This window comes from Micromonospora sp. ATLC16, from assembly GCF_057196645.1.
This window is the reverse complement of sequence record NZ_JBXUOW010000007.1, coordinates 1-18,851: the sequence shown is the minus strand read 5'-3', so window position 1 is coordinate 18,851 and position 18,851 is coordinate 1. Positions and strand designations below refer to the sequence as shown.

16 protein-coding genes are annotated in these 18,851 nt (G+C 69.4%); 12 read left to right on the top strand and 4 right to left on the bottom strand.

Going from position 1 to position 18,851, the window contains the following annotated elements; translation table 11 throughout:
- Positions 1-94 precede the first annotated feature (94 nt).
- A complete protein-coding gene (locus AC2CHE_RS04940) occupies positions 95-1,120 on the bottom strand; it encodes a LacI family DNA-binding transcriptional regulator (protein ID WP_484503691.1) in 1,026 nt (341 codons plus the stop codon).
- Between the two features lie 12 nt (positions 1,121-1,132).
- Complete coding sequence (locus tag AC2CHE_RS04935) at positions 1,133-1,315, bottom strand: hypothetical protein (RefSeq protein WP_484503690.1); 183 nt, start codon at positions 1,313-1,315, stop codon at positions 1,133-1,135.
- 86 nt (positions 1,316-1,401) lie between these two features.
- Here AC2CHE_RS04935 and AC2CHE_RS04930 point away from each other — a divergent pair, with 86 nt between their 5' ends.
- Together AC2CHE_RS04930 and AC2CHE_RS04925 are read left to right on the top strand one after the other, a co-directional pair.
- Complete coding sequence (locus tag AC2CHE_RS04930; RefSeq protein ID WP_484503689.1) at positions 1,402-2,553, top strand: serine hydrolase domain-containing protein; 1,152 nt, start codon at positions 1,402-1,404, stop codon at positions 2,551-2,553.
- A gap of 77 nt (positions 2,554-2,630) precedes the next feature.
- On the top strand, positions 2,631-3,431 hold the full coding sequence (locus AC2CHE_RS04925; RefSeq protein WP_484503688.1) for an inositol monophosphatase family protein: 801 nt from the start codon (positions 2,631-2,633) through the stop codon (positions 3,429-3,431).
- 24 nt (positions 3,432-3,455) lie between these two features.
- Here the strand turns inward: AC2CHE_RS04925 and AC2CHE_RS04920 are convergent, their stop codons facing one another.
- Positions 3,456-3,917, bottom strand: a complete 462-nt coding sequence (locus AC2CHE_RS04920) for a VOC family protein (protein WP_484503687.1) — start codon at positions 3,915-3,917, stop codon at positions 3,456-3,458.
- Between the two features lie 609 nt (positions 3,918-4,526).
- Between AC2CHE_RS04920 and AC2CHE_RS04915 the strand changes: the two genes are divergently transcribed.
- The 4 genes from AC2CHE_RS04915 (at position 4,527) to AC2CHE_RS04900 (ending at position 9,602) form a co-directional block, all read left to right on the top strand.
- Positions 4,527-5,594, top strand: coding sequence for a sugar ABC transporter substrate-binding protein (locus AC2CHE_RS04915; RefSeq protein ID WP_484503686.1), 1,068 nt, complete (start codon positions 4,527-4,529; stop codon positions 5,592-5,594).
- Positions 5,591-7,132 carry a sugar ABC transporter ATP-binding protein gene (locus tag AC2CHE_RS04910; RefSeq protein WP_484503685.1) on the top strand — a complete coding sequence of 514 codons (1,542 nt, stop codon included), beginning with the start codon at positions 5,591-5,593 and terminating at the stop codon, positions 7,130-7,132. Before AC2CHE_RS04915 ends, AC2CHE_RS04910 begins: the two co-directional genes overlap by 4 nt.
- Entirely contained in the window at positions 7,125-8,168 is a 1,044-nt protein-coding gene (locus AC2CHE_RS04905) for an ABC transporter permease (RefSeq protein ID WP_484503684.1), read from the top strand. Before AC2CHE_RS04910 ends, AC2CHE_RS04905 begins: the two co-directional genes overlap by 8 nt.
- Positions 8,169-8,243: 75 nt before the next feature.
- The gene (locus tag AC2CHE_RS04900) at positions 8,244-9,602 is read left to right on the top strand and encodes an enolase C-terminal domain-like protein (protein ID WP_484503683.1); all 1,359 of its coding nucleotides are present in this window, start codon (positions 8,244-8,246) and stop codon (positions 9,600-9,602) included.
- Between the two features lie 235 nt (positions 9,603-9,837).
- On the opposite strand, the gene AC2CHE_RS04895 is transcribed toward AC2CHE_RS04900, so the two are convergent.
- A complete protein-coding gene (locus tag AC2CHE_RS04895; protein ID WP_484503682.1) occupies positions 9,838-10,533 on the bottom strand; it encodes a FadR/GntR family transcriptional regulator in 696 nt (231 codons plus the stop codon).
- Between the two features lie 169 nt (positions 10,534-10,702).
- On the opposite strand from AC2CHE_RS04895, the gene AC2CHE_RS04890 reads away from it, so the two are divergent.
- The 6 genes from AC2CHE_RS04890 (at position 10,703) to mmsB (ending at position 18,773) form a co-directional block, all read left to right on the top strand.
- Positions 10,703-10,855: an L-rhamnose mutarotase gene (locus AC2CHE_RS04890; protein WP_484503681.1), complete on the top strand. Its 153-nt coding sequence runs from the start codon at positions 10,703-10,705 to the stop codon at positions 10,853-10,855.
- A gap of 284 nt (positions 10,856-11,139) precedes the next feature.
- Complete coding sequence (locus AC2CHE_RS04885; RefSeq protein WP_484503680.1) at positions 11,140-14,142, top strand: glycoside hydrolase family 95 protein; 3,003 nt, start codon at positions 11,140-11,142, stop codon at positions 14,140-14,142.
- Between the two features lie 151 nt (positions 14,143-14,293).
- Positions 14,294-14,482 carry a hypothetical protein gene (locus AC2CHE_RS04880; protein ID WP_484503679.1) on the top strand — a complete coding sequence of 63 codons (189 nt, stop codon included), beginning with the start codon at positions 14,294-14,296 and terminating at the stop codon, positions 14,480-14,482.
- 288 nt (positions 14,483-14,770) lie between these two features.
- The gene (gene chvE, locus AC2CHE_RS04875) at positions 14,771-15,901 is read left to right on the top strand and encodes a multiple monosaccharide ABC transporter substrate-binding protein (RefSeq protein ID WP_484503678.1); all 1,131 of its coding nucleotides are present in this window, start codon (positions 14,771-14,773) and stop codon (positions 15,899-15,901) included.
- An 80-nt stretch (positions 15,902-15,981) separates the two neighbouring features.
- Positions 15,982-17,529, top strand: a complete 1,548-nt coding sequence (mmsA, locus tag AC2CHE_RS04870) for a multiple monosaccharide ABC transporter ATP-binding protein (protein ID WP_484503677.1) — start codon at positions 15,982-15,984, stop codon at positions 17,527-17,529.
- Positions 17,526-18,773: a multiple monosaccharide ABC transporter permease gene (gene mmsB, locus AC2CHE_RS04865; protein ID WP_484503676.1), complete on the top strand. Its 1,248-nt coding sequence runs from the start codon at positions 17,526-17,528 to the stop codon at positions 18,771-18,773. Before mmsA ends, mmsB begins: the two co-directional genes overlap by 4 nt.
- Positions 18,774-18,851: the final 78 nt, after the last annotated feature.

Below are 18,851 nucleotides of genomic sequence, written 5' to 3'. Positions count from 1 at the left end.
CGTTGGGCGGGTCAGGGTTGCCGCAGCGGCCGGAACACGGCCCGCACCTCGGCGGTGAAGAGTAGGGCCCGTGCCGGCAGGGGACGGCCCGGGTTCAGCCGGCGGGCGCGGCTACGGACCGCCGGCGGCACAGCGGCATCGGGACGAGCGACGCGGCACCGTCGCCACCGTCGAGCAGCACCTCCACCGCGCGGCGGCCCATCTGTTCGTGCGGCAGGGCCGCGGTGGACAGTCCCGGCCGCAGCCACGCGGCGATCGGGTCGTCGTCGAAGGAGATCACCGAAAGGTCGCCGGGAATGCCGAGACCGGCATCGCCGAGCGCCTGGTAGGCACCGAAGGCGAGCCGGTCGTTCATGCAGATCACGGCACTGGGTCGGGTCGGGCGGTCCAGTAGCGTACGTATGGCGGCGTAGCCGTGCTCCGGCAGCCACTCCGGGCAGAACTCCTCGGCGAGCAGCGAGACACCGGCGGCGGCGAGAATGCCCCGGATACCGCGAAGCCGCGCGTCGGCCGCCAGGGATATCTCCGGGTCGCGTTCCTTCTGTCGGTTGCGGCCGATCAGGGCGATCCGGTCCCGGTGGCCGTTGGCGAGCAGCGTGCCGGCGACCATCGCGGCGGCTTCCTCGTCGTCGGGCAGCACGCAGGGCAACGACTCCGGACTGGTCGCGTTGAGCAGCACCACCGAGCCGCCGAGGATGGCCGGCGGCACCGCCAGGCGGCGGGTCGTCATGGCCGCATAGATCACGCCGTCGACCTGGCGGTCGAGGATCGCCTCGATGGCGTAGCGCTCGAACGTCGCATCACCCTGGGTCTCGGTGATCAGCAGGACGTGGTCGCGCTCGCGGGCAGCGTCCAGCGCGCCGCGGATGAGGCCACCGGCGAAGCGGGTGGTGGCGACGATGTCGGAGACGAACGCGATGGTGGCGGTCTTGCGGGTCCGCAGGCTACGGGCGGCCACGTTGGGCCGGTAGCCGAGTTCCTCGGCGGCCGCGAAGACCCGCTGGTGCGCCTCGGCGGAGAGCCGGGTGCCCTCGCGACCGTTGAGCACCATCGACGCGGCGGTCTTGGACAGGCCGGCCCGTCGCGCCACGTCGGCCAGTGTCGCTCTCTCACGACCCATTGCGTCCTCCGATCACGGCGGTCCGTCCCGACACCGCCGTCGACCCATCATGATGCGTCGAGTCGCGTCCGTGGTCACCGACGGTGTGGTCCAGCCTGGCAGGGCGGCCGGCAGCAACACCTGGTGGGTGCCCTCGGTGCCTTCCAGGGCAGTGGGAACCGATCTGGTGCTGCTCTGCGCTGGCTCGTTGCTCATCCTCACGCCTACCCTGATCGTGTTCCTGATCTTCCAGCGACAGTTCATCAAGGCCCTGCTGCAGGGCCCCGTGAAGGGATGGCGGGTTGAGCGACACCCAGATCCACGGTGACGTCGACGACGGCTTCGGCCGGGTCGCCGACGTTTTTCGGGACAACTTCACTTACCGGCAGGAGGTGGGCGCCGCGGTCGCCGTCTACCTGCGCGGCCGCAAGGTCGTCGACCTGCACGGTGGGCTGGCCGACGCCCGGTCGGGACGTCCCTGGACCGCGGACACGCCCGCCGTCGTCTTCTCCTGCACCAAGGGGATCATGGCGATCTGTGCGTACCTGCTGGTGCAGGAGGGGCGGCTGGACCTCGACGCGCCGGTCACCCGCTACTGGCCGGAGTTCGGCCAGCACGGCAAGGCGGAGATCCCGGTCCGCTGGCTGCTCACCCACCAGTCCGGCCTGCCGGCGCTGGACAAGCACTTCACCCGCGAGGAGGTGCTGGCCTGGGAGCCGGTGATCAAGGCGATCGAGGCGCAGACTCCCTTGTGGAAGCCGGGCACCGCGCACAGCTACCACGCGATCACCTACGGCTGGCTGATCGGCGAGGTGATCCGGCGGATCACCGGCGAGCTGCCCGGCGCCTACTTCTCCCGCGTCCTCGGCGGGCCGCTCGGTCTGCGTACCTGGATCGGACTGCCGGCCGCCGAACGCGACGCGGTCGCCTGGATGCTGGCACCGATCGGCGAACCCGTCCCGGCCGGCGACCCGGTCGCCGAGCGGGGCATCACCATGGGCGGTGCCTTCGCCTTCCCCGCCGACGAGAACGGTCTGGTCAGCTTCAACGACCCGGCCATACAGGCGGCCCAGATCCCCGGCGCGGGCGCGGTGAGCACGGCCGAGAGCCTGGCCCGCCTCTACGCCGCCTGCGTCTCCGAGGTGCGTGCCGCGCGGCTGCTCAGCCCCGCGTCCGTCGACGACGCGGTCACGGTTCGGGTCAGCGGGCAACAGGTCTACGGGTTGCCCGACGCGGGACACCGCTGGGGCACCGGCTTCCTGGTGCACTCGGTGCCCCGCCCGATGCTCGGCGTACGCAGCTTCGGCCACGACGGCGCGGGTGGGCACCTGGCCTTCGGCGACGACGCTCACCAGGTCGGCTTCGGCTACGTGGTCAACCAGATGGGCGGCTTCGACGACGAGCGGGCCAACCTGCTCTCCGCAGCGGTCCGGGACTGCCTGGGCGACAGCTGACCGACGCGGTGGCCCCGGCGAAGCCGCTCGACAGAGCCGGGGCACACCCGCGACCGGGATCGACGTACGGTGAGCGGATGTCGCTTGTCGATGCTGATCTCGCGATCCGAGCGGCGCAGGCCGGTGCCGAGGTCGTGCGCTCGCACTACGGGACATCCGTGGACCATTTCGCGAAGTCGGGTGGGGACTTCGCGACCACTGCCGACATCGAGGCTGAGCAGGCCATCCTCGGCGTGCTGCGGTCCGCGCGACCCGACGACGCCGTGCTGGCCGAGGAGAGTGGACGCAGCGGCTCAGACGGGAACGGGCGCATCTGGCTCGTCGATCCGCTGTGCGGGACGCTGAACTTCGCCGTACACACCACGCTGGTCTCGGTGAACGTGGCCCTGCGGGTCGACGCGGAGGTTGTGGTGGCGGCCGCCGTGGACCCGTTCACGCAGGAGGTCTTCTGGACCGACGGCACCGGCGTCCGGGTGCGGCATTCGGGCGTTGACCGACAAATGACGCCGTCGGCCGACTCCGGGCTGGTGGACGTCAACCTCGACCCGCCCTTTCCGAACGAGCGGTTGTTCCGGGCGGTCCGGCTGCTGGCCCAGGAGGGTTTCGTCGAGCGGTTTCGGCCACGGGTGGTGTCGACCACGTTGGCGTTGGCCTGGGTCGCGGCCGGTCGGCGCGCCGCGTACGTCACGGACGGCCGACTGCGCGACAACGTGCACTCCGCGGCCGGCATCGCGCTCTGCGAGGCGGCCGGCTGCGTGGTGACCGGCATCGACGGTCGGCCGTGGCACAGCGGCCTGGGCGGGCTTGTCGCGGCGGCCGACGCGGATACGCACGCCGGTCTGCTGGCGCTCATCGCGCAGCAGCGAGAGCCGGCGTAGGGCCGGGAGCGTCGATCCGCCGAATCAGTCGAGGCAGAACTCGTTGCCCTCGGGGTCGGTCAGCACGATGAAGCCGGCCTCGAGTGGCGGCGCGGGCTCGACCCGGCGCAGCTGCCTGGCGCCCAATGCGACCAGCCGATCGCACTCGGACTGCAACGCTGCCATCCGTTCCGCGCCGGTGAGCCCGGGCGCGGCCCGTACGTCGAGGTGCACCCGGTTCTTCACGACCTTGTCCTCCGGCACCTGCTGGAAGAACAGTCGCGGGCCGAGCCCCTCCGGGTCCTCGATGGCCGACCTGGAGTTGCGCTGCTCCGGCGGTACGCCGATCCGGGCGAGGAAGTCGTCCCATGCGGCCAGCGCGTCGGCACCGTCGGGGAGGTCGACTCCAGGCGGACCGGGATGCACGTAGCCCAACGCGTCCCGCCAGAACGTGGACAGCGCCGTCGGATCGTGGGCGTCGAAGGTGACCTGGATGTGGCGGCTCATCGGCTGCTCCAATCGGTTCGCGTCGCAGGCCGACCAATGTGCCAGGCAGGACCGACAATTCGGGGCGCGACCGTGGTGCCACCGACGGCTCAGTTTCTCCTGATCGCGTCCGCAACAAGCTAGCAATCTCAGCGACATCGATGTTAGCGTTCCCAGCTAGCGCCTCCGCACCCGGAAGAGTGGCCATCATTGCGCAGATGTGATAGCCAACATCGGCAGCCGAGAGCCGCTCGGTGGCTGTCGCGCGCCGGGCCGGTCGGCCGCCCGCGAGTCACTGAGGCGGCGGGTCACCGTGCTGACAGGCCGCCGGCGCAATCGATCTGATGTCTGTGCCGAACAGTTGTCACGGCTCGTGGTGGGTTAACGCGATCTCGGGCGTTGACGTCACATGTCTGGAAGCCCTAACGTCTGATGTCTGAGTCACGTGAACTCCACCACCCGCCACCGTGTCTTGGAGGGATCGCCATGTCCCGTACCCGGTTCTCTGCGGCGGACCATCGCCCCCACATGAACCCCTTCGCACATCACGTCCGACGAGTGTGCCGTCGCGGCCCGACCCGGTCGCGACACTCGCGCTCGACGTGACGCCCCGGATATGGAGGAACGACCATGAAAAGCAAGGCACTGACGAGCGTGGGGCTGACGTTGCTGCTCGGCGCGTCGGCCACCTTCGCGGCCGGCTGCGGTGACGGCGCGGCCGACGGGACCGGATCGGGCGGCTCGCAGGTCGTCGGGGTCGACTACCCCCGCTCCGACACGGACTTCTGGAACTCCTACATCAAGTACGTCCCGCAGTTCGCCGACGAGTTGGGCGTCGAGATCAAGACGACGAACTCGCAGAACGACATCGCCAACCTGATCTCGAACACCCAGACCTTCATCAGCCAGGGTGTCAAGGGTGTGGTGATGGCGCCGCAGGACACCGCCGCCATCGCGCCGACCCTGTCCCAGCTGGACAGCAAGAAGATCCCGGTGGTCACCATCGACACCCGGCCGGACACCGGCAACGTGTTCATGGTCGTCCGCGCCGACAACCGCGCCTACGGCATCAAGGCGTGCCAGTTCCTCGGCACCAAGCTCGGCGGCAGGGGCAAGGTCGTGATGCTCCAGGGCGGCCTCGACTCGATCAACGGTCGGGATCGTACCGAGGCGTTCAACGAGTGCATGCAGCAGCAGTTCCCCGAGATCACCGTCTTCGGTGAGGCCACCGACTGGAAGGCCGACGTGGCGGCGTCGAAGCTACAGACCCGGTTCGCGTCGGACCCGGACATCAAGGGCATCTACATGCAGGCCTCCTTCGCCCTGTCCGGCACCCTTCAGATCCTCAAGCAGCGCGGTCTCCAGGTGCCGCCGAGCGATCCGAAGCACGTCTTCGTGGTCTCCAACGACGGCATTCCCGAGGAGTTGAGGAACATCGGCGAAGGGCTGATCGACGCCACGGTCAGCCAGCCGGCCGACCTCTACGCCAAGTACGGGCTGGAGTACGTGCAGGCGGCGATCGAGGGTAAGACGTTCCAGCCCGGCCCGACCGAGCACGGCAGCAACATCATCCAGGTGCGCGACGGCCTGCTGGAGGATCAGTTGCCGGCGCCGCTGGTGACGCTTGACGGTGCGCCGATCGAGGGGGAGCCCACCCTGAAGTTCGACGACCAGTCGCTGTGGGGCAACAACGCATGAGCGTCACCCCGAGTGGGCCGACCGACGGGCTGGGCGATGCCGACCAGCCCGTCGTGGAGGCCGTGCACATCACCAAACGGTTCGGGTCGACGGTGGCGCTGGCCGACGCCGGGATCGTGGTCCGCCGTGGCGAGACCCACGCCCTGGTCGGGCGCAACGGCGCCGGCAAATCCACACTGGTCGGCATTCTCACCGGTCTGCAAGCCGCGGACGACGGCGCGGTGGCCTTCGACGGGCGTCCGGCACCGCCCCTCGGTGACCGCGACGCCTGGCGCAGGCGGGTGGCCTGCGTCTACCAGAAGTCCACAATCATCGGCAGCCTCACCGTGGCGGAGAACCTCTTCCTCAACCGGCACGCCCGCGACCGGGCCGGGTTGATCCGCTGGTCGCGGCTGCGCCGCGCGGCCGAGCAGTTGCTGGCCGACTGGTCGGTGGAAGTCGACGTACGCCAGCCCGCGTCGACGCTCTCCGTCGAGCAGCGGCAGTTCGTCGAGATCGCCCGGGCGCTCTCCTTCGGTGCCCGGTTCATCATCCTCGACGAGCCAACCGCGCAGCTCGACGGTGCTGGCATCAATCGGCTGTTCACCCGGATTCGGCAGCTGCGGGCGCAGGGCGTGACCTTCCTGTTCATCAGCCACCACCTTCAGGAGATCTACGAGATCTGCGACCAGGTGACGGTCTTCCGCGACGCCCGGCACATCGTCACCGCTCCGGTGGCGCAGTTGAGCCGGCCCGCATTGGTGGCCGCGATGACCGGCGAGGACGTGACCATGCCCGAGGCCGACCACCGGCCGCTGCTCGCCGACGCGCCGGTGCTGCTCGCCGTACGCGACCTGGTCACCACCTCCGGTGCCGAGCTGTCCCTGGAGGCCCGGGCGGGCGAGGTGGTCGGCATAGCGGGTGGCGGTGGCAGCGGCAAGGTCGAGGTGGCCGAGGCGATCGTCGGCCTGGCCCGGCCGGCGGGCGGGACGGTCGTCGTCGACGGGCGTGCGCTGCGGCCCGGCAGCGTGCCCGACGCCCTCGACGCGGGGGTCGGGCTGGTGCCGCAGGACCGGCACCGCGAGGGGCTGGTGCCGCTGCTGTCCATCGCCGAGAACGTCACCATGACGGTGCCGGACCGGATCGGTCGACGGGGCATCATCTCACCGGCCCGGCGTGACGCCGTTGCCCGGGACAGCATCGCCGACCTGGCGATCAAGGCCGCTGGGCCGCAGGTGCCGGTATCCGAGCTGTCCGGGGGCAACCAGCAGAAGGTGGTCATGGGTCGGGCGCTGGCCAGCGATCCGAAACTGCTGGTGCTGATCACACCGACCGCCGGGGTGGACGTGCGCTCCAAGCAGACCCTGCTCGGTGTGGTCGAGGAGGTACGCCGCCGCGGTACCAGCGTGCTGGTCGCCTCCGACGAACCCGACGACCTACGGATCTGTGATCGCGTTCTGGTGATGTTCCAGGGCCGGGTGGTCCGCGAGATGGCCCACGGCTGGAGCGACAACGAGCTGGTAGCCGCCATGGAAGGGGTGGATCTCCACCATGTCTGAGACGCTCTCCACCACCGCGCGGCCGGCCGCCACGCCGCCACCGCCACCCCGGGCTGCCTCATCGCGGAGCCTGGCCATCGCCCGGCTGCGGGACCTGGCGCTGGTGCCGGCGATCATCGCGGTCGCGATCGTCGGGTCCGTCGTGAGCCCGGTCTTCCTCAGCACCGACAACATCATCAACGTGCTGCAGAGCATGTCGGAGATCGCCATCGTGGTCCTCGCCCAGACCATCGTGCTGATCACCGGCAAGATGGACCTGTCGCTGGAGTCCACCTTCGGCCTCGCACCGGGCATCGCCGCCTGGCTGGTGGTCGATCCCGCGTTGACCCGGGGTCTCGGTCTCGACGTGCTACCGGATGCCTCGGCCGTCCCGGTCGTGCTGCTCGTCGGCGCCCTCGTCGGCGCCTTCAACGGGCTGCTCATCGTCCGCTTCGGCCTCAACGGCTTCGTGGTCACGCTGGGCATGCTGATCGTCCTGCGTGGCCTGCTCACCGGCATCTCCGGTGGCCAGACCTTCTTCATGCTGCCCGAGTCGATGACCTATCTCGGCTCCGCAACCTGGGTCGGCGTGCCGGCCTCGATCTGGCTGTCGCTGCTGCTGTTCGCCGCCGGGATCGTCGTTCTCGGCTACACCCGGGCGGGTCGGGCGTTGTACGCGATCGGCGGCAACGCCGACGCGGCCCGGGCGGCGGGTATCCGCACCGACCGGGTGCTCTGGTTGGCGCTCATCGTGGCCAGTGTGCTCGCGGCGCTCGCCGGTCTGCTGATCAGCGGGCGGCTTGCGGCGGTGCCGTCGGCCCAGGGCAGCGGCGCCATCTTTCAGGTCTTCGCGGCGGCGGTGATCGGTGGCGTCAGCCTCAACGGCGGTAAGGGCAGCGTCTTCGGCGCCTTCACCGGCGTCCTGCTGCTGTTCATGATCATAAATGTGTTGACTCTGGCCGGCGTGCCGGCACAGTGGACCAACTTCCTCAACGGCACCGTCATCCTGGTGGCGCTGGTGGTCTCCCGCATCACCGGAGGCAAGGCACAGACGTGAGAGACGGCCCGCCCGTGTGCCGGGCCCGAGTTCCTTACGGCCCAGCTCGGTCAGCGCTTCGCGAGGCAGGCAACCATGCCCACCTGCTCGATCCCTCAGGAGTTACTGGTGAGTGAGCGCATCTCGTCCGTAGAGACCATCGACGTACGGTTCCCCACCTCCCGGCATCGCGACGGGTCGGACGCGATGAACCCGTTCCCCGACTACTCCGCCGCGTACGTGGTGCTGCGGACCTCGGCCGATGCCGAGGGACACGGGCTGGTCTTCACCGTGGGCCGGGGCACCGACCTCCAGGTCGCGGCGGTGCAGGCACTCGCTCCGATGGTGGTCGGCCAGCCGGTCGACGAGCTGGTCGCCGATCCGGGGGCGCTGGCCCGCCGGCTCGTCGGCGACAGCCAGATCCGCTGGCTCGGTCCGGAGAAGGGGGTCGTGCACATGGCCGCCGGCGGCCTGGTCAACGCGGTGTGGGACCTCGCGGCCCGGCGGGCGGAAAAGCCACTGTGGAAGCTGCTCGCCGACCTGACTCCGGAGCAGTTGGTCGCCCAGGTCGACTTCCGCTACCTGCGTGACGCCCTCACCGAGGACGAGGCGGAGGCGTTGCTGCGGGCCGCCGAGGGCGGGCGGGCCGAGCGCGAGCGGAGGCTGCGGGCCGAGGGCTACCCGGCGTACACCACCACCCCCGGCTGGCTGGGCTACGACGACGAGAAGCTGGCCCGGCTCTGCCGGGAGGCGGTCGAGGCCGGCTACCGGCTGATCAAGCTCAAGGTGGGCGGGAACCTGACCGACGACGTACGCCGGATGGGCATCGCGCGACGGGCCGTCGGCCCGGACATCCGGATCGCGGTCGACGCGAACCAGATCTGGGGTGTGCCCGAGGCGATCCGTTGGATGCGGGAGTTGGCCGAGTTCGACCCGTACTGGATCGAGGAACCGACGTCGCCGGACGACGTGCTCGGGCACGGTGCCGTCCGCAAGGCTCTCGCCCCGGTCAAGGTGGCCACCGGCGAGCACGTGCACAACGCGGTCATGTTCAAGCAGTTGCTTCAGGCCGACGCCGTCGACGTGGTGCAGATCGACGCCTGTCGCGTCGCCGGGGTCAACGAGAACCTGGCGATCCTGCTGCTCGCCGCGAAGTTCGGGGTGCCGGTCTGCCCACACGCCGGGGGAGTGGGGCTGTGCGAACTGGTGCAGCACCTGGCCATGTTCGATTTCGTCGCGCTGAGCGGCACCACCGAGAACCGCGCCATCGAGTACGTCGACCACCTGCACGAGCACTTCGCCGATCCGGTACGTGTCAGTGGCGGACGGTACCTCGCGCCCGACGCGCCCGGCATGAGCGCCCGGATCCTGCCCGACTCGCTGGCGCGGTACCGCTTCCCGGGCGGCCCCGCGTGGGCGGACGCACCGATGATGGCGGGAGCGCCGACGGCATGATCACTGTTGCGGCCGGGGCGCCTGGCACCGTACTGGTGCCGGCGGGGTCGCTGCCGTCCCGATGGGGTTGCCGAGTTCATCGGCCAGGCCGCCGTTCGGCGCGGGCCATCTGATGTCTGGCTCGGCTTGGTCGGCGTGCCTGCTCCGATCGGGCTCTCCGAGGGGTCGCCGGGCACTGGCGGTGGCCCTGCCGTCGAGGACCGCGCCCGGGCCGACACGGGCTCCGCGCGGGCGCCTACCCGTCCGCCGCCTTCGTGGCCAGCACCGTACGCAGCCACGCCTCCGAGGTGTTGACGTGCAGCAGGGCGCTGGCCTGTGCCAGCAACTGGTCACGCGCGCGCAGCGCGAGGTAGATCGTGTGGTGCTCCTCGATGGTCTGGTGCGCCGCGTTGCCCTCTATCAGTCCGCGCCACACCCGGGCCCGCAGCGTACGACCGGAGAGCCCGTCCAGCAGCGAGGTGAGGGTCTCGTTGCCGGTGGTGGCGGTGACGGTGTGGTGGAAGGCGGTGTCGAACTGGACGAGCTTCTCGGCGTCATCGGCCGCCGCCCGCATGTCCTCCAGGATCCGACCCAGTTCGTCGAGATCGGCGTCGGTCATCCGCAACGCCGCCAGGCCGGTCGCCATCGGCTCCAGCATCCGGCGTACCTCCATGACCTCCAGGAGGGTGTCGTCGCGCAGCAACTCCACCGCGACGCCGAGCCCTTGCAGCAACAGCCGGGGGGCGAGGCTTGTCACGTACGTTCCGTCGCCGCGCCGCACGTCGAGCACCCGAGCCGATTCGAGCACCTTGACCGCTTCCCGGACGCCACTTCGGGAGAGCCCCATCTGGGCGGCCAGCTGCGGCTCCGGTGGCAACCGTGCCCCCGGGGGCAGCTCACCGCTCTGGATCATGCTCCGGATCTTCGCGATCGCGTCGTCGGTCAGTGCCATGCACGCCCCCTTCGGACCGGTCAGCCGGCCGCCGGCCTGAACCCGGTGCCCGTGACAGGCACCGGCGACCATCACCACTATAAAGACATCGGACGTTTGCCGGCGACGCTGGCCGCTCGCCGTGCGGCTGCCGGGACCAGGATGATCCGACCTCACCGGAGGGTGTGACGTGCGACGCTACGGCATGGTGATCCGGCTCAGGCCGGAGCGCCGGGACACCTACCTACGGCTGCACGCCGCGGTCTGGCCCGGTGTCGAGCAGACGCTGCGCGAGGGCGGCGGGCCGTTGGCACCGATTCGTCCGGTCGGCCGGTACATCTGATGAATATTGTCTGAGTGGTTCTCTCGCTCGTGGTGCGATCCGGTATGACCGGGCGACCCGGCGGGTGCGACAGCACCTTGCCCAGGATCGCGTAGCGCCTGATAAGAGCGGCGTCTGTTCGATCGCTGGACGACATGCGCCTCCGGGCCCGCACAAATCGACCGTTGCCTATCGCGCGACCTGGCGATAACATTCGCGAAACACATCAGACGTATGAGCCGTTCTGGGCCTGCCGGCGATCAGCGAGGCTTCGCCTGGCCGGATCGGTCACGGTTGGAGGATCGATGTCAGACCTGACTCGACGGCAGGCTCTCAAGATCGGCGCGGCGGGTGCCGGTGGCGCCCTGCTGCCGCTGCCGTGGACCGCCACGGCCCGAGCGGACTCGACGGCACCGGCGCAGGTGTTGGCCGCCGGTGACCTGGCGCTCTGGTACGACGAGGCCGCCGGCACCGACTGGCTGCGGGCGCTGCCGATCGGCAACGGCCGGCTCGGCGCCATGGTCTTCGGCAATGTCGACGCGGAGCGGTTGCAGCTCAACGAGGACACCGTCTGGGCCGGCGGACCGCACGACCCGAGCAACCCCCGTGGCCAGGGCGCGTTGGCCGAGATCCGGCGTCTGGTCTTCGCCAACCAGTGGACCCAGGCCCAGAACCTGATCAACCAGAACATGCTCGGCAACCCCGGCGGGCAGTTGGCGTACCAGACCGTCGGCAACCTTCGGCTGGCCTTCCCGACCTCGGGCGGGGCGTCGCAGTACGAGCGGCAACTGGACCTCACCACCGCGACGACCGGCGTGTCGTACGTGATGAACGGCGTGCGGTACCAGCGCGAGACGTTCGCCAGCGCGCCGGACCAGGTCATCGCGATGCGGCTGACCGCCGACCGGGCCGGCTCGATCACCTTCACCGCCACGTTCGACAGTCCGCAGCGGACCTCCGTCTCCAGCCCGGACGGCACCACCATCGCCCTGGACGGTGTCTCCGGCAACCAGGAGGGTGTCAATGGCGCGGTGCGCTTCCTGGCGCTGGCCAACGCCACCGTCAGCGGCGGCACCGTGAGCAGTTCCGGTGGCACGTTGCGGGTCACCGGTGCCACCAGCGTGACCCTGCTGGTCTCGATCGGCTCCAGCTACGTCAACTACCGCAACGTCGGCGGCGACTACCAGGGCATCGCGCGGCGGCACCTCACCGCCGCGCGGGACAGCAGCTACGACCAGCTGCGCGCTCGGCACGTCGCCGACTACCAGGCGTTGTTCGGGCGGGTCAGTCTCGACCTGGGTCGCACCTCCGCCGCAGATCAACCGACCGACGTACGGATCGCGCAGCACAACAACGTCAACGATCCGCAGTTCTCCGCGCTGCTGTTCCAGTTCGGTAGGTACCTGCTGATCTCGTCCTCCCGGCCGGGCACCCAGCCGGCCAATCTCCAGGGCATCTGGAACGACTCCCTCACGCCGGCCTGGGACTCGAAGTACACCATCAACGCCAACCTGCCGATGAACTACTGGCCGGCCAACACCACGAACCTGTCCGAGTGCCACGCACCGGTCTTCGACATGGTCAGGGAACTCGCGGTGGCCGGGGCCCGCACCGCGCAGGTGCAGTACGGCGCGGGCGGCTGGGTCACCCACCACAACACCGACGCCTGGCGAGCCACCTCCGTGGTAGACGGGGCCTTCTGGGGCATGTGGCAGACCGGTGGGGCCTGGCTGGCCACCCTGATCTGGGACCACTACCTGTTCACCGGGGACATCGAGTTCCTCCGGGCGAACTACCCGGCGATGAAGGGTGCGGCGCAGTTCTTCCTCGACACGCTGGTTACCGAGCCGAGCCTCGGCTACCTGGTCACCAACCCGTCGAACTCCCCGGAGATCGGTCACCACGCCGACGCCAGCGTGTGCGCGGGGCCCACCATGGACAATCAGATCCTGCGCGACCTGTTCGACGGGTGCGCCCGGGCGAGCGAGATCCTCAACACCGACGCCACCTTCCGGGCGCAGGTCCGGGCCACCCGGGACCGGCTCGCGCCGAACCGCATCGGATCGCGCGGCAACATCATGGAGTGGCTCTACGACTGGATCGAGACCGAGCGGAACCACCGCCACATCTCGCACCTCTACGGACTGGCTCCCAGCAACCAGATCACCCGCCGTGGCACCCCCGCGCTGTTCGAGGCGGCCCGGCGCACCCTGGAGATCCGGGGTGACGACGGCACCGGTTGGTCGCTCGCCTGGAAAATCAACTTCTGGGCCCGGATGGAGGAAGGCAACCGGGCCCACGACCTGATCCGCTTCCTCGCCACCCCGGCCCGGCTCGCGCCGAACATGTTCGACCTGCACCCGCCGTTCCAGATCGACGGCAACTTCGGCGCCACCGCCGGCATCGCGGAGATGCTGCTGCACAGCCACGTCGGCGAGCTGAACATCCTGCCGGCCCTGCCGGCAGCCTGGCCCAGCGGTCAGGTCAGCGGCCTGCGCGGTCGGGGCGGTCACACCGTCGGCATCACCTGGAGCAACGGCCAGGCCACCGAGATCCTCGTCCGGCCGGACCGGGCCGGCACCGTCCGGCTGCGGGGCCGGATGTTCACCGGTAACCACACCGTGGTCGACACCGCCGACGACACCCCCGCCCGGACCACGAAGGTCGAGAGCGACCTGATCGAGGTCAGCGTCGCGGCGGGGCGCACCTACCGGGCCACCGGGTCCGGCGGCACGCCCACCACGCCGCCGCTGGAGCAGAGCTTCACCAACGTCAGCACCACCAACGACGACAACACCGGCGCCGGCAACTTCGACGGCAACGGGGCCACCCTCTCCGCGCAGGCCCTGGCCCAGGCCGGGGTCACGCCGGGCAGCACGCTGAGCCACAACGGGGTCACCTTCCGCTGGCCCAACGTCGCACCGGGCGGTGCGGACAACGCCATCGCCTCCGGGCAGTCGATCGGTCTGACCGGCACCGGCCGTACGCTCGGCTTCCTCGCCACCGGCACCTACGGGGCCGTGTCGGGTACCGCTGCGGTGGTGTACGCCGACGGTACCCGGCAGACGTTCACGCTCAGCACCCCCGACTGGTACGGCGGCCCACACACCGGTGGCACCGCGGCCGTCGTGACGGGGTACCAGAACCGGCCCGGCAACCAGCGGCACAACACCGTCGCCTGCGTCTACTACGTCGGGGTGGCGTTGCAGAACAAGCCGGTGGCCCGAGTTGAGCTGCCGAACATCAGCGCACGTCCGGCGGCCAACGTACCCTCCATGCACATCTTCGCCATCGCGATCGGCAGCTGATGGTCGGGGGCGGGTCTCCCGACTCGCCTCCGGGCGGCAACCGACCGGGCTCGCCGGCAACGACATCCCCGTCGTGACCGGCGGGCCCGGTGCGCTCAGCGCGGTGCCAGCCACCCGTCACTCACTTCCGTCGGGCCAGCAGCCACGCAGGATGCTCCGGCCGTCGTACGTCGGGCCGCAGGCCGCGTGGTGGTCGGGCAGCGTGGACGCCTCGTTGCCGTACTCGGTGTGGTGCAGCAACTCGGCGATGACGAACCAACCGGGTACGGACCGGCGGTCGGCGCGGACGGTGGCGGTGCTGTTGGTGCGGGTGTGGTCGATGTCCCGGTGGTTGCGCTAGGTGTGCCCGGAACGTCGGGGCGGGCTTTTCGCCGACGCGGGCTTGCCGTATTCTCTGACGTCGATGAGCGCCACTCGGTTGCCTCCCGCGACGCCCTGGTCGCACCCGGTGATCACCGCCCTGACGTGCGACAACTCGGCCGGATGGAGGAGTGGGGCCTTCGTTACGAGACCGTGACCGCAGTGTTTCCGAACAGGTGTTGACCTAGGCAATGTGAGCGCTAACACTTGCCCCAAGTGTGACCCGCGCAGCCGGTGCGACGGTGCGAGTTCCAGATTGGGGAAGCCAGTGAACAGAAGAGTCCTGGCCGCTCTCGGCAGCGCCGTCCTGGCGCTGAGCATGGCGGCCTGTAGCGGCGAGGGCGCCGGCAGCGGCGGAAACGACAGCGACCAGCCCGGCGACCTGACGGTCGGCGTCTCGATGCCGACCCAGACCTCCGAGCGGTGGATTGCGGACGGCAACTCCGTCAAGGAGAAGCTCGAGGCCAAGGGCTACCAGGTCGATCTCCAGTACGCCGGTGACGACATTCCCACGCAGTCCCAGCAGGTCGACCAGATGATCACTCGGGGTGCCGACGTGCTCATCGTCGCGGCGATCGACGGCACGGCGCTGAGCGGGCAGTTGCAGGCGGCAGCCGACGCGGACATCCCGGTCATCGCTTACGACCGGCTCATCCGGGACAGCCCGAACGTCGACTTCTACGTCAGCTTCGACAACTACAAGGTCGGCGTCGCCCAGGCGACCGCCCTGCTGGTCGGCCTCGGCGTGCAGACCAAGGACGGCGCGAAGGGTGAGGCGAAGGGCCCGTTCAACATCGAGCTGTTCGCCGGGTCGCTCGACGACAACAACGCCCACTTCTTCTTCGACGGCGCGATGGACACGCTGAAGCCGTTCATCGACGACGGCACCCTGAAGGTGACCTCCGGGCAGACCAGCATCGAGCAGGTGGCGATCCTGCGGTGGCAGCAGGAGGCCGCGCAGAAGCGGATGGAGGACCTGCTGACCTCCAGCTACAACGGCGGCACCAAGATCGACGGCGTGCTGTCGCCGTACGACGGCCTGTCGCGGGGCATCATCACCGCCCTGCAGAACGCCGGCTACAAGGGTGCGGACTTCCCGGTGGTGACCGGCCAGGACGCCGAGATCGCCTCGGTGAAGCTGATCGACGACGGGGTGCAGAATTCCACCATCTTCAAGGACACCCGGCTGCTGGCCGAGCAGGCCGTGATCGCCGCTGAGGCGTTCCTGACCGACAAGACGCCGGAGGCCAACGACACCGAGACGTACAACAACGGTGTCAAGGTCGTCCCGTCGTACCTGCTGCCGGTGCAGACGGTGTACAAGGACGACATCAAGCCGGTTCTGATCGACTCGGGCTACTTCACCGCCGAGGAGGTCGCCGCCGGCCAGGCCGGCTGACGGCGCCGCCGGGCTCGGCGGCGCAACCGCGGCCGAGCCCGGCACCACCCTCGAAACCCACGACGATCTGGAGGCTCAGGATGGTGAACACGGACGACAACATCCTCGAGATGCGTCGCATCACCAAGACCTTCCCGGGCGTGGCTGCGCTCCAGGACGTCACACTCGCCGTACGCCGTGGGGAGATCCACGCCATCTGCGGCGAGAACGGCGCCGGCAAGTCCACCCTGATGAAGGTGCTCTCCGGGGTCTACCCCTCCGGCAGCTACGACGGGGAGATCCTCCTCGATGGCAAACCGGTGCACTTCCGCGGCATCCGCGACAGCGAGCAGCGGGGCATCGTCATCATCCACCAGGAACTCGCTCTGGTGCCCTACCTGTCGATCGCCGAGAACATCTACCTGGGCAACGAACAGCGTGGACCCGGCGGGCTGATCGACTGGAACCGCACCAACGCCGAGGCGGCGAAACTGCTCGCCTCGGTCGGGCTGGCCGAGAACCCGATGACGCCGGTGGTGCAGCTCGGCGTGGGCAAGCAGCAACTGGTGGAGATCGCCAAGGCCATCTCCAAGAAGGTCCGGCTGCTCATCCTCGACGAGCCGACGGCCGCGCTCAACGACGTCGACTCGGCCCATCTGCTCGACCTGATGCGACGCCTGCGTGACGAGGGCATCACCTGCATCATGATCTCGCACAAGCTGAATGAGATCACCGCCGTCGCCGACTCCACCACGGTGCTGCGGGACGGGCGGACGGTGGAGCGGCTCGAGATGGCCTCCGGCGAGGTGACCCAGGAGCGGATCATCCGGGGGATGGTGGGCCGCGACATCGACAGCTTCTACCCCGACCGGGTCTCCACGCCGGGGGAGGAGGTGCTGCGCATCGAGGACTGGTCGGTGCGACACCCAACCCAGGACCGCCTGGTCGTCGACGGCGCGAACCTCGACGTGCGCGCCGGTGAGGTGGTCGGGATCGCCGGACTCATGGGCGCCGGTCGTACCGAACTGGCGATGAGTGTCTTCGGGCGCTCGTACGGGCGGGACATCACCGGCCGGCTGTTCGTGCACGGCCGGGAGATAAGGGCGCGTACCGTCGCGGAGGCCATCCGCAACGGCATCGCGTACGCGACGGAGGACCGCAAGCGCTTCGGCTTGAACCTCATCGAGGACATCCGGCGCAACATCTCGGCTGCCGGGCTGCGCCGGCTCGCCCGGCTGGGCTGGGTGAACGACAACGAGGAGATCAAGGTCGCCGAGTCCAGTCGGCGCGACATGAACATCAAGGCACCGAGCGTCATGTCGGTCGTGGGCAAACTCTCCGGCGGCAACCAGCAGAAGGTCGTGCTGTCGAAGTGGCTGTTCACCGACCCGGAGGTGCTGATCCTGGACGAGCCGACCCGAGGCATCGACGTCGGGGCGAAGTTCGAGATCTACACGATCATCAACCGGTTGGTGGCCGACGGTAAGGCCGTCATCATGATCTCCTCCGAACTGCCGGAGTTGCTCGGCATGTGTGACCGCATCTACACGTTGTCGGCCGGACGCATCACCGGCGAGGTGCCGGTCGCCGAGGCGACCCAGGAAAAGCTCATGGAACTCATGGCGAAGGACAAGGAAAGCGTCGGATGACCAGCACCAAGCCCTCCTCGACCGATCGGAAGTCGGCCGAGAGCGCTTCCGCCGCCGAACTGCACGTCGGCACCAGCGACCCACGTACGCTGATCATGAACAATCTGCGGCAGAGCGGCATCTTCGTCGCCCTCGTCGTCATCGTGGCCCTGTTCGCGTTCCTGACCGACGGTCTCTCGCTGAGCCCGGGCAACATCACCAACATCGTCCTCCAGTATTCGTACATCCTGGTGCTCGCCATCGGCATGGTCATCGTGATCATCGGCGGGCACATCGATCTCTCGGTCGGCTCGGTGGTGGCGCTGACCGGCGCGGTCTCCGCCGTGGTCGTGATCCGGCAGGGACAGCCGTGGTGGGTCGGCGTGCTGGCCGCCCTGGCGGTGGGGCTCGCGGTCGGCGCCTGGCACGGCTTCTGGGTGGCCTACGTCGGCATCCCGGCCTTCATCGTGACCCTCGCCGGCATGTTGCTGTTCCGCGGCCTCACCCTGCGGGTGCTGGAAAACATCTCGCTGTCGCCGTTCCCGGCCGAGTACAACCGGATCGCGGCCGGATTCCTCAACGGACTCATCGGTGGTGACGGCTACGACGCCTTCACCCTGCTCATCGGCGGCATCGCGGTAGCCGGCTACGTGGTGAGTGGCTTCCGTACCCGGGCGGCCCGCGTCCGCTACCAGCAGCCCGTCGAGTCCTTCGCGTTGTTCGTCGCGCGGATGGCGCTGGTCGGCGCCGTGGTGATGTGGTTCGCCTGGCAACTGGCCCACGCGCGTGGCCTGCCGATCGTGCTGATCATCCTGGCCGCCCTGGTGCTCGTCTACGGACTGCTCACCCGGCGTACCGTCTTCGGACGTCAGGTCTACGCGATCGGTGGCAACCTGTCCGCGGCGATGCTGTCGGGCGTCAAGGTCCGCACGGTGAACTTCTGGATCTTCGTGAACATGGGCTTCCTGTCCGCGGTGGCCGGCATCATCTTCTCCTCACGATCCAACGGCGCCCAGCCCGCGGCGGGCAACATGTTCGAGCTCGATGCGATCGCCGCCGCGTTCATCGGCGGCGCGGCGGTCACCGGCGGTGTCGGTACGGTCGTCGGCGCGATGGTGGGCGGGCTCATCATGGCGGTGATGAGCAACGGGATGCAGCTGATGGGTGTGGACCAGTCGTTGCAGTCGGTGGTCAAGGGCCTCGTTCTGCTGGTCGCCGTGGCCTTCGACGTCTACAACAAGCGCCGCGCCGGCGCGAGCCGCTGAGTCGGGGGGGGGCGGGGGGGGGGGGGCGGCGCGGGGGCGGGGGGGGGGGGGGGGGGGGGGGGGGGGGGGGGGCGGGTC